Raw genomic sequence first — 13,782 nt, 5'->3', positions numbered from 1 at the left:
CCTCACTCAGAAACCTGGTATACAATGGCTTACACCTTTAATACCGAGCTAAAGTCAGTCGCTTTTACGTACGCAAGGCTGATGAATGTCAAAATCTCCCGAAATACGCTGGCTAATGCGCTTGAAGAAAACCCGACTTTCCCAAGTCTACTGTCATTAAGTGACGTTTTCCACAAATTCCGCGTCGAGAATGCCGCTATCAAAATCCCCAAAAGCAACTTCATGGAGCTGGCCGGGCAAACGCCATTTATAGCGTATTTCAAAACAAGTGAGATCGGACTGGATTTTGTAGTCGTCGAATCGATAACCGAAAGCAAAGTTGGCTTTTATCACAAAGGACGCAAACCAGCCTATCTGCCCTATGAAGAGTTCGTAACCAGATACCGCGACGTTGTCTGGAAAATATTTGATCCCGAAAAAGGAGGAGACGTCTCGTTCAAAGAAAAACGCACGAGTGAACGCAACTCATTGCTTCTAAAGACGCTTTGTGTGCTAATGCTAGTCGGTTCGCTGGCTGCATGGGTAGACATTGGCAAATTGTCAAGGCTATTCTCTGAAAGCTGGTTTCCCCTGTTTGTAAAGGCATTCGGCCTTTCTGTATCTGTTCTGCTATTGGCCTTTGAGGTCGACAGGAATAACAGCTTTGTTAAAAACATATGCGCTTTGAATGGAAAAACTAACTGCGACGCAGTCCTAAGCAGCAAAGGCTCCAACATTCTGGGTATTTCCTGGGCCGAAGTTGGCTCCATCTACTTTGCTGCGACTGCACTGATATTGTGCAACGACAATATCGCACCATCAACCAGGTTCTCTTTTGCAAGCCTATTCTCCGTGCTGGCCGCGCTTTACATCCCTTTCAGCCTGCTTTACCAATGGAGAGTTGTCAAACAATGGTGCGTATTATGCCTTGCGATTCAAGGAGCGCTTTTTTGCGAACTGGCCTACTGGCTGTCTGCATTAGATTACGTTTATTTTGCCTTGCCGGAAGATCCGGTTGAATATATAATAGCAACGGCCTGTTTTCTGCTTCCGGCCGCAATGCTAATTCTGTTCAAGCCCCTGTCCGAGAAAGTGCACGAACATCGCCTTTTCCGTTCGGCTTACCGGCGCTTGCAATATAATCCCGAGGTCTTTGACGCCTTGCTGCACAATCAGGATACCGTCCCTGCTGGCTGGGAAAACATTGGAATTGATGTGGGTAATCCTTCGGCCACCAATACAATCATCAAAATCTGTAACCCCTATTGCAGCCCCTGTAGCAAATCCCATTCGGTGCTCGAGAAAATAATCGAGCGAAACCAAAATGTTAAAATGAAGATCATTTATATATCCCAGAACACCGCAACGAGCATGGGAGCCCGGGTAGTGAAATATTTTATTCTGATAAGGAACGCTCTGGGTACTTCGGCTATGAACCATGCACTTCACTATTGGTACAGCACAGAAGAAAAGAGCTTTGAGGGACTTTCAGCGAAATTCCCCGTCAAGGGTGATTTGGCCACTGCCGACACCGAGATTGACTCGATGAGTACGTGGTGCATACTTGCAAACGTCACGCATACACCGACAATTTTCATAAATGGCTACCGTCTTCCAGAAAACTACAAAGTCGAAGAAATTGAACATATCCTATAAGATTTTCTTGCAAGGAAAGGTGGTTGCCCAAAAACCTGTAACAGAGTAGGCAAACAACTCAATATTTCAACCAAATGAAAAAACTTAGTCTGGAGAACGTCAAGCGTCTGAGCAGAAACGAAATGAAAAAAATTATGGCCGGCGACTCTGAAGGAAGCTGCTCGGGAAGCTGCACTATCGGAACAAATACCGGTGAATGCTATACGCCAGTAGGAGGCGGATGCCGCTGCAATGCCGTAGGTATCGGCATAGGTAGCTGCGGAGGATAATTACCGTCAATACAGATCGTCATAACGGTCGGCCCCTTGCAGCCGGAACATGGATCCGGTTGCAAGTTTTTTCGAAATCGCCAATTCTTAATTGGTCTTCATGACAGGCAGAGCAACGCAATGCGAAACTTCCCCCATTACTTCCAGCTAGACCAAATGGACTGCGGTCCGACCTGTCTGCGCATTGTGGCTAAGTATTATGGCCGCCACTATTCCGCACAAACAATCCGTGACAAAACTGACATCGGCAAGACGGGGGTATCGATGATGAGTTTAGCCGACACAGCCGAACAGATTGGGTTTCGCACGGCCGGAGTCAGATTAAACCTGTTTCAGCTCATTGAACAGGCTCAGCTCCCCTGCATACTGCATTGGGAGCAAAATCATTACGTAGTCTTGTACAAAATCAATGGCGATTGGCCCTGGCTAGGCCGCGATCTTTTGAGAAATATCCGGGGAGGCAGAAAAAGTGGCGTCTCACACGCAACAGACGCCCGGCGGCATGAGCAGCACCCTCATTTACCAAATACAAACACCCGAAGGCAGTACCGTTTTTTTATCTCTGACCCGGCAATGGGTCTGGTCTCATACTCATCCGAAGAATTCGAACAAAAGTGGCTATCAGCAAGGAGCGCAACTGGCCGTGACGGTATTTCCCTTCTTTTAGAGCCCGATGAAAATTTCCCGACGCTCAGCGGGGAAACACCCCATGGCACCAATACCGCGCGGCTCATTTCCTACTTGGGAAAATATAGAAAATTAATCGCACAGCTGGTTCTGACAATGTTTATCGGAAGCTTTCTTTCGATCCTGCTGCCGCTCTTGGCGCAGGCAGTAGTAGACATCGGAATTGGTACTCAAGACTTATCTTTTGTCAACCTTGTATTGGTAGCACAGGCAATTTTGCTCACCAGTATCACATCCGTTGATTTCCTCAGAAGCTGGATTCTTCTACATATCAGTTCCCGGATTAACCTGACGATCTTATCAGACTTTTTGGCAAAGCTCATGAAGCTGCCCATTTCCTTCTTTGATACAAAGATGTTTGGTGACATCATGCAGCGAATCGGGGACCATCAGCGAATTGAGTCGTTTCTTACCGGGCAGGCTATCAGCAGTGCATTATCTATGGCGAACCTGGCAATTTTCGGGGCGCTTTTGGCCTATTATCAAATTCAGGTGTTCACGCTCACCGCTCTTTTTTCTGTTGCATATTGCCTCTGGGTCATATTCTTCTTTCGCAGAAGACGCAGCATCGACATGAAACGCTTTGAAATACAGTCACAAAACCAAAGCGAAGTTATTCAGTTGATACAAGGGATGCAGGACATTAAACTCGCTCGCGCCGAACGGGTTAAACGTTGGGCTTGGGAAAGGACCCAGGCCCAACTGTTTCATTGGGGTGTAAGGAGCCTTTCAGTCGCCCAGTTTCAACAAGCCGGCGCGCTGTTTATCAATAACAGCAAGAATATTCTGGTAACCTACCTTACGGTTTCTTCTGTCATCGACGGCACGCTCACGGTTGGTCAGATGGTTTCAGTACAATACATCATGGGTCAATTCAATGCCCCTATAGAACAGCTTGTTTCATTCCTGCAGGGCTGGCAGGATGCCCGGATGAGCATGGAAAGGCTCAACGAAGTTCAGCACCTGAGCGATGAAGAACCGCACGATGCTGAGCTGCGACGAGTTTGGGGTTCCCGGTTCGATATCTGTTTCGATGGATTGACATTCTCCTATCCAGGTCAGGATTCAGATCCTGTTCTCAATAACATCGACCTGAAAATTCCACATGGCAAAATCACCGCACTTGTCGGAGCCAGCGGAAGCGGGAAAACAACGCTTCTAAAGCTGCTGCTTAAATTTTATCAACCCAAGTCGGGCAGCATCAGACTTTGTCCTCCCGCGCAAGACACAAATAAAGAAGATGCACCGGGCGAAGGATTGAGTTTTGCAGCTATATCTCACAGCGAATGGCGTGGACAATGTGGTGTGGTTATGCAGGACGGCTTTATTTTCTCGGACACGATCGCGCGAAATATTGCTGTCGGCGAACAGCGAATTAACCCACAGAAATTATATCAGGCTGCATACACGGCAAACATTCATGACTTCATCGAAGCTCTGCCGCTGGGTTATCAAACCAAGATCGGCGCAGAAGGTAACCCACTCAGCCAGGGGCAAAAACAACGGATCCTGATCGCAAGAGCGGTCTACAAGGATCCTCGAATAATTCTCTTTGACGAAGCGACCAACGCGCTCGATGCAACAAACGAGGCTACCATTGTGAGAAATCTGAATAAATTTTTCGAAAGCAGAACCGTTGTCATTGTTGCCCATCGCCTTAGCACGGTCAGGCATGCCGATCAAATCGTTGTTATTGAGAGGGGAAAAATTCAGGAAATCGGCAAGCACGACGAATTGATAAAAAAAAGGGGAAAATACCATGCTTTGGTCAGCGCACAGCTTGACCTGCCAAATAACTGATAATGGAGAGATATTTCTAATGAGCAAACCGTAAAAAAATGAACGACAGTGTTTTCGAAGACCACTGCGAGGAAGTCCAGCAGATTATATCCAGGCCTCCGGGTTGGCTTATCAGCTATGGATCGGCTCTTTTCCTATTTTTTTCACCTGTTGCATTGCACTCACATGCTGGATTCAATATCCGGATGTAGTGACAGCAAGCTTTATTTTGACTACGAAAGATCCTCCCAGAAGCATGGTAGCGACGGTTAATGGAAAACTTATCAAAATCAACAATTTAAACGGAGATGTCGTCGCAAAAGGCGGAATCGTTGCTATGTTGGAGAGTCCGGCGGACTACAAACAAGTGCTTGCACTTGAAACCTTCACCGCTCAGGCCGAGCAATGGGTCCATCACGACAAGTGGGATGAACTTGATAAGCTTGATTTGCACCAATTTAGCCAACTCGGTGAATTGGAGACCCCGTTCCAAGACTTTTTCTCCCAGCTGGAGGAGCTTCAGTCCTCACTGGGTAAGAACTTTTATTTACAAAGGAGGCGACTCCTGCAAAACGATATCGATGCTCTTGCAAACCTTGAAGACAACCTTCGGCAACAGATGCAGCTTACCGAACGACAGTTGGATCTGGCCAGGGACGACCACGAAATTCAAAAGAAATTATTTGAGCAGAAAACCATCTCGAAATTGGAGTATGGCAGAGAAAAGGCAAAATTGGTTGAGAAAGAATTGCCTCTGGCAATAACCAAATCAGCATTTATTGAAAATTCTGTCAGGCAGACCAGCAAAAAAGCCGAAATGATTTCGCTCGATAATACTGTGCTCATCTACAAGAATAAGGTCAAAAAGTCACTCAGAACATTAACGACCAGTCTGCGGGCATGGAAAATCAAATATCTGATAACCGCCCCGGTGAGTGGGACACTCTCATATAAGATACCTTTGCAAGAGCAAATGCAGGTCGCTTCGGGTGATCAGTTGTTTGATATTGAACCAAAAACAGAAAATTACCAAGGGATCATTCAAATCAAACAATTCAATCAGGGCAAGTTGCAGGAAGGTCAACGCGTTTTCGTTCGCCTGGATGGTTTTCAATATCGTGAGTATGGGTTGTTACAAGGGAAATTGGGGAGCATCTCTGCCACTGCCGACAAACAAGATATCTACTGGGGATTTGTCGATCTGCCTTCTAAACTAAATACCACGTATGGCAAAAAGCTTAAATACCGAAGCGGTCTTCGCGGTACGGCCGAAATAATTACCGACGACAAAAAACTGATCTGGCGCCTGATCGAGATCTTCCAATCCGGGAAATAGCGATCAGCAGTAGATTCTGCTAACACTTATCCTAAAACGCTTTGGTATAATAGCAGGTTTCCTGGCAGGAAAATAAACCCGCTTGAAATGATAGAGGTGATAAAGAATCGCTTCAAACCGGTTCTGGTAGATAAGTCTACCCCTATCATACTTGATCCTGCCCGGAAGCCCCTCGATCAGAATAAAATCGAAATGGGCTCTGATACGCTCTCCTGCCTGCTCCTTGCGGACTACATGCGTAAAGCTCTCAATTTCAGTAAATTTTTTAAACAGGTCACCCCCATTGGTCAAATAGTCCATAGTATAATTACACTGATCAAAACAATAATTCCCTGGGCTCTGATAAACCATTTCATAATCCTTACTGAGCATAAACAGGCGGTTTACCCAATCTAGGTTTCTGAAAACTGAGAAGCACCCGGACGTATAATCGTGCCTTACACTTACGTAGTCATACTGGCTCAGGAAATCCGGGGTTAAAAAAGATGACAATTTTCCAAAAATCACATCAATATCGGATTGTGCCCAAAATTGATAATCCGCTATAAAATCCGAAAAGATCAGGCCATATGCAGGCTTAAAATCACATAATTTGTAAGCCTTACTTAGTTGAACGGGAAAGCCAAGTTTTGTACATATCAATTCTGCCAACTCATTCAGATTCATTGGAACAATCATAACATTAGCCGGGCAATCGACAGCGTCAAAACTGTCGCCGATCAACAAGAAGTGAAAATCAGGATTATTTTCACAACTTTTAATAAAGTACCAAAAATACCAGGGCAGCTCTCCAAAGTAGGGAACGATTACCACAGTATTACATTTCACCAAACCAGAAACCATTGATTGATTTTTTGAATGCTACCGCTTATCAGGATATATCCAGACCGTTGAAAGTAATCGTAATATACGCAAATATGAGCATCATCAGATACGTTGCTCGTGTTTTATAATACTGTGTCGCATTACAATACCAGAAGATTGTATTCGGCACTAAACTACCAAAATCCGGCAGCTTTTGAAGCTGAATATTACGGACAAACTGGATAAGAATTGAGTTTTTAATATCTACAGACCCGCAAAAGTATGAACCAAAAAGGAACCACGTCATTCGGTCTGATTATGATGAGTAGCGCAATTCCTATTCCAAACATAAAGAGAATAAACCAGGGGCTCGGATGCGAGGTGTCCTTCACTTGTGCCATGCTCAAAAAATTTCAGTAATGCCTAAGATACATTTGTCTCCTCATCATCCGTTCGAAAAACGTTGCGCCCCCTATTATAAGCCTGAGGATTGGTATCGAATCCACTGAAAGGCTCACCGGCTTGCCTCCAAGAAGAATTTTTGATATCATCAATTATGAGACGTAAGCGAAGGGTAATTTGTAAACGAATAGTTCACAAGTTAAGCGCTAATTTATTTCCAGTGCAACTGACAAGCTACATATTAAGCTGGGTCTTAGGTTCTACCTGAGTCTTCAGTGTTCTGGCTGTCAGTCGGGAGATGGTCCCGACCGCGCAGCCAGAATACTGACCGTCAAGAGGCTTGCCGAAGTTTACCTGCCTTGGTAAATAGCTTGTTTTTCACTAATGCAACGTTCGCGCTAATCCTCGACTTTCTCACTCGACAGTAACGCATCGTTGTTCTAATGCTTCGGTGGCCCAACATTTTGCTGACATCTTCCAGAGGAACGCCATTGTTGAGCATCATATCTGCGAAGAAATGTCGTGCGTCATGCGTATCCAGCCTTCTGATACCTCCACTAACATCCCGGATTTCACATAGCTGAGCAATGTCCTTCAAATATACGTTGTAGCGGTAATTGCTGTTAACTGGGATCAGCTTGCGGTTTGCTATACAGTAAGGATGGTCTTGATATTTTATTATGAGTTGATCCACGATCGGCAGGATCGGCACCATTTCACCCACTTCTGTCTTCCCTCTGTGCTTCACGAGCCAACGTTCTTTTCTATGCCCAACCAGAACGACGTTTTCCGGACTGAGGTCATAAATGTCCTGATAGGCAAAGCCGGTGAAACATTGGAAAATGAATGCATCCCTAACCTCAGAAATCCGGTCAACGCTAAACTGCTTTTGCTGGATTTTCTCGACCTGCCAGAATTCTAGCGGGATTACCTCCACATCGCCGCCAGAGCACTTGAAGCCTTCCATGGGATTGGAAGGGATATATTTCTTCTTAACCCCAATTTTGACGATTTGACGCACCCATTTAATTTCCTTTCGGGCCGTCACCTCTGCAAGCGGTTTCGAAACATGTAGGGTTAAATAATCGTACAAATCTTCGGCAAAGGTGTCGGGAAGAGAAGAAAAGTGAACATCCTCGCGATCGAAATGATATTTGATGAAACCGGCCACCTTCTTTTTGGTGCTTCGCCAATGTTTCAAGGTCTCAAATGAAGCGTTCTCCCGTTCTACCCGCTTCTCAAACTTTGCGATGAACTCATCAAAGACTTCCAGCACGGTTTGCTCGCTTTTGGCAGCAGGTTTGGCTAGTTTAGGCTGGTCGACCGCAGGTTTACCTAGGTAAACGTTCTTGACCATCGCCGGGGTCACCTCAGGGAACTGAGTTTGAAGGCCGTTGAAAATCCGTTCGACGTCAGTTTGCAATTGGGCCAGTTTCTGGTTCGCCAGTTTTACTTCCAGTCCCGAGCCAGTGACCTGCTTGACATCCAAGTCCCAGCAGACCGGGTTTACTTTTTTGCCCGTTGAAATTTCGGTGTACTTACCGTCGATTGTGATTCTGGCGTAAATAGGAGCTTTGCCGTCTGCTTTCGCTTTTTGTCTGTACAGCCAGAAGAGTACAGTCAGGTTCTGTTTGAAATTCATCATCCTCACAGTTTAAGGTTAGAAAAACATTGATGTTTGAGAAACCCTGGTCAAAATCGCCTCCGTCAAACATATCCATTCGGTAACCTAATTTAGTAAGCAAAGCAGGTTACCGAATAGGTTACCGAATGCTTTGATCTGGAATGAATCAGAATGATATGCTTATCTTCGAAAACAGTGAAAAAATGACGTTTTTAAACGAAAAAAGCGCCCTTTGAGGCGCTTTAAGTGATCCCGCTGGGAACAATTTGAATTTTGAAAACGCTTGTATATCAATTATTTGCAACTCCCTTCAAAATAGGTAACTGAAACGGTAATCGATTTTTTTGGCTTGTTTTGATGCATTTTAAGCATCGGTTTGTCAAGTCGAAGATACGAAAAACATTATAGGAGTATAAGGCCGTTGCAGTTGCTTGACTAATCCAAGGCAAAACTAATGAGCTTACATAGCCTTGGGTCGCCTTTCTGCCGCAGTACTTCCCTGTCCAAGATCACCTGTATGATAACGCCCCCTTAGTAGAAGAAGTCTCAAATTCTTGTGCGAAATCGGCGCTGGAGAACTCGGTTCGATTAAATATCAGCTTCCATGGCCAAAACGACGATCGATAGAATATCGGTCTATTATTTAAAGCAGGTTTCAACCAAATTATTACCGTGGTCAATTTCCCAAAACAGAACGGACCTAGAATTCGATCCAGGGTAACTAGTGGGTCCGAACTCTCTGTTGAATCAACATCGCTATCCTATCCAGTATAGATTTTCCTTAACAAGTTTCGTGAACTGTCAGTCAAGAATGTGTCGATCATATTTCAGTATGCATTTGAATGCATCAGCCACATGAAAACTATAGAGGCCCGCCTGCAGACACCTCAATGTTGCACGGTACATTCTATACAAGTTTCTTTTTAAGGGAGAATATTCTGGATATAATCGGTAATCTCAAGTTGAAGCGTGCATCCTTGGTCGCTTCGCCACTCTTGGTAGTGTGAGCTTGCTTCCACATCGTAGGGCGCCAACCTAGTTCGTCAATGAGATAATGTAGTACCTCCTTCCGTTTTTCCAAAAAGCCCGGTTTAGTCCAAGAGGCATGTTCATCCCTTCCATACTCGATTTTCAAATTTCCAGAGTTGATTGGACTTGTTTGCATCGGAACGATTGTACGTATGCCTGCCCTAATCTTGCAGAGAGCGGACAAATGCATGTCTTCCGAAATTTCTAATGTGAAAGGAGATGTTTCCCAAAAATACCTTAACCATTGTTGCTGCAGGAACCACCCATTGCAACCATAGTCAACGATTGAATCCTCCGCGCACGTATTTGAATTTCCAGTTTGAGGAACGTCTCCGAAGAAAAACTTGCCAATATTGTTACTTCGCTCGGGCAAGTAATCATTTTCGGGTATAATTCTTCCCGCACTACTTACAATGGCGTTTTCAGCTTCACAAATCATTAGGCAGGTCTTCAACCAGTTAGGGGATGGTATTTGATCATCATCCAAAATCCAAATAAACTTTGCCTTAAGGTGCCTGGCGATGGAGAAACGACCAAAATATTTCAAATTAACAGATGAGTGTACATGCTCAACTCCTGGGAATTCCGACAATATGGCTCTGACATCAATAAAGTTTTCATTCTGACAAACCCATATCTCCTTTGGCTGTACTGTTTGCGCCATAATCGCTAGTAGCTGTTCACGTAAATTATCACGCCGCCATACAGTAAGAATCACAGCTACGTCGGCGTTAACTGTGCAACGCCCTAAAATTTCAGAATCCATTCAAAAGTTGTTATTTGGATAAACCGTTAAAAGAACGGAGAAAGGTGGAAATTTCGTAAAAATTGAGTTATAATTTCTTTTTACAAAATTACTATTCGGTTTGTTTTAGTCAACAAGTTGATTGTCAGTTTATTTCTGCCGCAGTCATCAGAGAAAATTTACTTTGTATTTTCATCAAATATATTTCAATTGCTATAATTTTCAAATGTTCCTTAATATTGTGCTCGACTTTCAATTATCAAATGCAAAAAGTAGCACTTTTTCTTCCCGCATCGATCAAAAGCCATGTTTTCCCTCTTTTTAGCTTTTGTGATGTTTTGTCAGAGGAGTTTGATGTCTACTTCTCAGTGTCGAATGAGGTCTTGAAATCAATAGTAGCGTCGCATGGTTATAAGGCATTACTTACAACTGACTACCGAGTCGGAGTAGGTATGGAAGATTCCTTTGTTGCTTCAACACTAGGCAAATCTGGGTGGTGGTCGACATTAAAGTGCGTTTTGGGAGATAAAGTCCTCAAACATAGGCAAAAAGAATTAAGTGAAGTAATTTCAAAGATTTCGCCAACTCTAATTTTTATTGATATATTCAACAGTACTGACCTATTGGTACTAAATTCGTTAGGCGTTCAAGCCCAGTACATTTTAATTAATCCCATGCTGTCGACGCTGAGAACACCAGGCTTTCCAAATGTTGACCAAGATTTTTATCCAAAGACTGTCCCTGCTGGCGCAGGTAAAGATACTAGATTTGTAAATTTGATTAAAGCCATGGTTGTTCAGCCGAAGTCGCTGATTTTGAGACTTGCGAGAGAATACCGGTTTAAGCACATACTAAGACATAACGAATTTTCAACTCGCCATCCGATATCGAAAGACTGTACTAAGGCATTAATATTCAATAATTTTAGAGAATTTATTTTAGCTCCGCTTGAGCTGGAGATATCGCCGTCAATTCGTCGAGAACACCAAGTTTATTTAGGATTATCGGTCAATGATCAGCGTCAGAGCCCAGAAGAGGATGAACTATTTTCCAGTGTTTTCAGAAATATTGTTCAGGGTTTGAATGGGAGAAAGTTGATTTATTGCAGTTTTGGTACATTTTATGAGGGTTCAGATCGCGCACTTTTTGATTTTTTAGAGAAACTGATTTCTGCGCTAGAGAGAATTGATGATGTGGTTGTAATATTCTCTGTTAATCAACTTGTTATTGATACAATAGTGCATAATATGACAATTAAAAAGCCATTTTACTTTTTCAAAAGTGTGGCACAGTTGGAGGTTCTAAAAGTAGCTAACTTATTCGTGACGCACGGGGGATTGGGATCTGTCAAAGAGTCTATTTTTTGCGGAACACCAATGCTCGTTTATCCTTTGGACATGCGGTATGACCAAAATGGAAATGCATTCAAAGTTGTACATCATGGAATTGGCCTAAAAGGAGAATTCAGGCATGAAAGGGCGAGTGATATATATGACAAAATTAATCGACTTCTCGGAAACGGCGTATATAAGAAAAATATTGACGAGATGAGTAAGAAATTAAGGGCTACGTATTCCCCCAAGGAAATTAAGAAACTGTTAAAAAAATACATTGATGAATCCGAATGCCTCTGAAAAAAATGCGATGCTTGCATCCCTGGACTTGATTCGGCGTGCAGATATTCGCGCTACCTCTCATACCGTCAAAAATCTGTTATGGAATCATCCTGATTTTCCTAGATTAACGTCCATTTCGGATACTTTACAAGACTTACATGTCAAAAATATCTCCGTGCGCTTATCAATAGAGCAACTCCAAACCGCCCCAATGCCAGCTCTCGGCTTTATGAATGTCGGAGGTGGAGTGCTTGCGACGATTATATCCGCGGATGAGAACAAAGTGGAATGGATCGATACAACCCTTGGGAGACAGGTAGATGCCATTGATAGTTTCCGGCTAAAGTGGTCTGGAATCACTTTGTTATTGGAGCGAACGGAACATTCCGGCGAGCCGGAATATACAGAGAAAAGAAGGAATGAAGTTTTAAGTTCCTTGCGGAAACCCACTGCAATGGTATTGGGCTTAGTTGCCGTATCGTGCGTTGTGGCGCTCGCTGTCATAGGAGGAGTCGATCCGAGTTTAGTTCTACCGCTATTGTTTTCAAAAATTTGTGGTACAATTGTTTGCTCAATGCTAGTGTGGGCTGGGATTGATTTGAGTAACCCCGTTCTTAGAAAGGTATGTAATCTAAGCGGTAAATCTAGTTGCGGAAGCTTACTGAGTTCAAAATCAGCACGGCTTTTTCGAGTCTTCAAATGGTCCGAAATTGGACTGATTTACTTTTTCGGTACTTTGTTGACCATTGTTACTGCAATGCTGACCGGTTCTATCAGCGAAGTCCTACCTTGGATTGGCGCTCTGAGTGTTTTGGCGTTTCCATATGCTATTTATTCGGTATCCTACCAGGCATTTATTTGGAAAAGCTGGTGTGTCATGTGCCTCGTTGTACAACTTTTGCTGCTTCTTGAACTATTATTTGTGATCTCTACCCCGGCTCCCGTCTTTTCTCACATTTCATATCAAGTTGTCGGCACTTTTATAATCGGTTTTTCAATATCTATTGCCTCTTGGTTGGCGTTCCAATCTACTCTTGTAAAGTCAATAAAATTCGCTGGTGTTAGTCGCTCTTTCGAGCAAATGAAATTCGCCTCAAACTACCTGAAATCCTTGATGGAAATGCGGGAGCCTATTCCGCCATTTTTTAATGGAATGAAGGTTGGCGGCATTGGAGACATTGAATCCGATAATGTGTTGACTGTGGTGCTGACACCTAAGTGCCGCTCATGCGCAGATATGTATGAGCAAGTAGTCAAGCTTAAAGGTCGTATGGACGATTTACGTGTCAATTTTCTTTTTGCGGCGTACAATGACATTCAAGACGAATCCGGAAAGATTGCTCGAAACTTACTGAGCTTACCAGTCGAGGAGATTAACGGAGGGTTGGCTAGATGGTTTGCGAAGCAAAACATGACGGCTGACCAATGGATAGGTGAGAACAGGAGGAATATTTCAGAGATCGAGACGGGGATAAGTCAGCTTGACTTGCATGTTAGATGGAGTGAGTTAGCCGGCATTACCAACACTCCGTTTATGATCTTTAACGATATTAAACTTCCACCATTCTATTCTGTTTCGGACATTGAAAAGCTGAGCCGATATCTACAACCTACTGGATTTGATCAAATCACATAAATTATTTTTTCACTTAATTCTATTTAAATCATGAATTTATCGTCTTTTAGCGCTTTCGCGTTGACAAGAGCAGAAATGAAAAATGTCTTGGGCGCGGGATGTGGCGCGTCATGTTACTCAAACGGAGGATCGGAGCCAATTTCTGGCTATGGTACTGTTTCCAAGAAAAAAGCAAAGAAGTTTGCTAAGCAATGTGGAGAAGCCGGTGGTCGTGGCTACT

The 13,782-nt window shown here is 43.7% G+C and carries 8 protein-coding genes; 5 read left to right on the top strand and 3 right to left on the bottom strand.

All coding sequences use genetic code 11. The features are described from left to right. Nucleotides 1-24 precede the first annotated feature (24 nt). From ABV298_RS31755 to ABV298_RS31745, 3 genes are all read left to right on the top strand, one after another. Entirely contained in the window at nt 25-1,635 is a 1,611-nt protein-coding gene (locus tag ABV298_RS31755; RefSeq protein ID WP_353720118.1) for a vitamin K epoxide reductase family protein, read from the top strand. 389 nt (nt 1,636-2,024) lie between these two features. After that, complete coding sequence (locus ABV298_RS31750; RefSeq protein ID WP_353723280.1) at nt 2,025-4,391, top strand: peptidase domain-containing ABC transporter; 2,367 nt, start codon at nt 2,025-2,027, stop codon at nt 4,389-4,391. Between the two features lie 103 nt (nt 4,392-4,494). Continuing rightward, complete coding sequence (locus tag ABV298_RS31745; RefSeq protein WP_353720117.1) at nt 4,495-5,706, top strand: HlyD family efflux transporter periplasmic adaptor subunit; 1,212 nt, start codon at nt 4,495-4,497, stop codon at nt 5,704-5,706. A gap of 3 nt (nt 5,707-5,709) precedes the next feature. Here ABV298_RS31745 and ABV298_RS31740 read toward each other — a convergent pair whose 3' ends face one another. The 3 genes from ABV298_RS31740 to ABV298_RS31730 form a co-directional block, all read right to left on the bottom strand. Next, on the bottom strand, nt 5,710-6,549 hold the full coding sequence (locus ABV298_RS31740; RefSeq protein ID WP_353720116.1) for a DUF6625 family protein: 840 nt from the start codon (nt 6,547-6,549) through the stop codon (nt 5,710-5,712). Nucleotides 6,550-7,243: 694 nt separating this feature from the next. Next, a complete protein-coding gene (locus tag ABV298_RS31735; RefSeq protein ID WP_353720115.1) occupies nt 7,244-8,554 on the bottom strand; it encodes a site-specific integrase in 1,311 nt (436 codons plus the stop codon). 889 nt (nt 8,555-9,443) lie between these two features. Continuing rightward, nucleotides 9,444-10,331 (bottom strand): glycosyltransferase, encoded by an 888-nt coding sequence (locus ABV298_RS31730; RefSeq protein ID WP_353720114.1) that lies wholly within the window; start codon nt 10,329-10,331, stop codon nt 9,444-9,446. Between the two features lie 242 nt (nt 10,332-10,573). Here ABV298_RS31730 and ABV298_RS31725 point away from each other — a divergent pair, with 242 nt between their 5' ends. Next, the gene (locus ABV298_RS31725) at nt 10,574-11,944 is read left to right on the top strand and encodes a glycosyltransferase (RefSeq protein WP_353720113.1); all 1,371 of its coding nucleotides are present in this window, start codon (nt 10,574-10,576) and stop codon (nt 11,942-11,944) included. Then, on the top strand, nt 11,925-13,562 hold the full coding sequence (locus tag ABV298_RS31720) for a vitamin K epoxide reductase family protein (RefSeq protein WP_353720112.1): 1,638 nt from the start codon (nt 11,925-11,927) through the stop codon (nt 13,560-13,562). The genes ABV298_RS31725 and ABV298_RS31720 overlap by 20 nt, the downstream gene beginning before the upstream one ends. The last annotated feature ends 220 nt before the right edge of the window (nt 13,563-13,782 follow it).

This window comes from Dyadobacter sp. 676 (genome assembly GCF_040448675.1).
In the GTDB taxonomy this organism is placed as follows: Bacteria; Bacteroidota; Bacteroidia; order Cytophagales; family Spirosomataceae; genus Dyadobacter.
This window is presented reverse-complemented; position numbering and strand designations above follow the sequence as displayed.

Excerpts from the sequence above, each read along its gene's own strand:
- ABV298_RS31755 (WP_353720118.1), top strand. The coding sequence starts at position 25 with ATGGCTTACACCTTTAATACCGAGCTAAAGTCAGTCGCTTTTACGTAC.
- ABV298_RS31750 (WP_353723280.1), top strand. The coding sequence starts at position 2,025 with ATGCGAAACTTCCCCCATTACTTCCAGCTAGACCAAATGGACTGCGGT.
- ABV298_RS31740 (WP_353720116.1), bottom strand. The coding sequence starts at position 6,549 with ATGGTTTCTGGTTTGGTGAAATGTAATACTGTGGTAATCGTTCCCTAC.
- ABV298_RS31735 (WP_353720115.1), bottom strand. The coding sequence starts at position 8,554 with ATGAATTTCAAACAGAACCTGACTGTACTCTTCTGGCTGTACAGACAA.
- ABV298_RS31730 (WP_353720114.1), bottom strand. The coding sequence starts at position 10,331 with ATGGATTCTGAAATTTTAGGGCGTTGCACAGTTAACGCCGACGTAGCT.
- ABV298_RS31725 (WP_353720113.1), top strand. The coding sequence starts at position 10,574 with ATGCAAAAAGTAGCACTTTTTCTTCCCGCATCGATCAAAAGCCATGTT.
- ABV298_RS31720 (WP_353720112.1), top strand. The coding sequence starts at position 11,925 with ATGAATCCGAATGCCTCTGAAAAAAATGCGATGCTTGCATCCCTGGAC.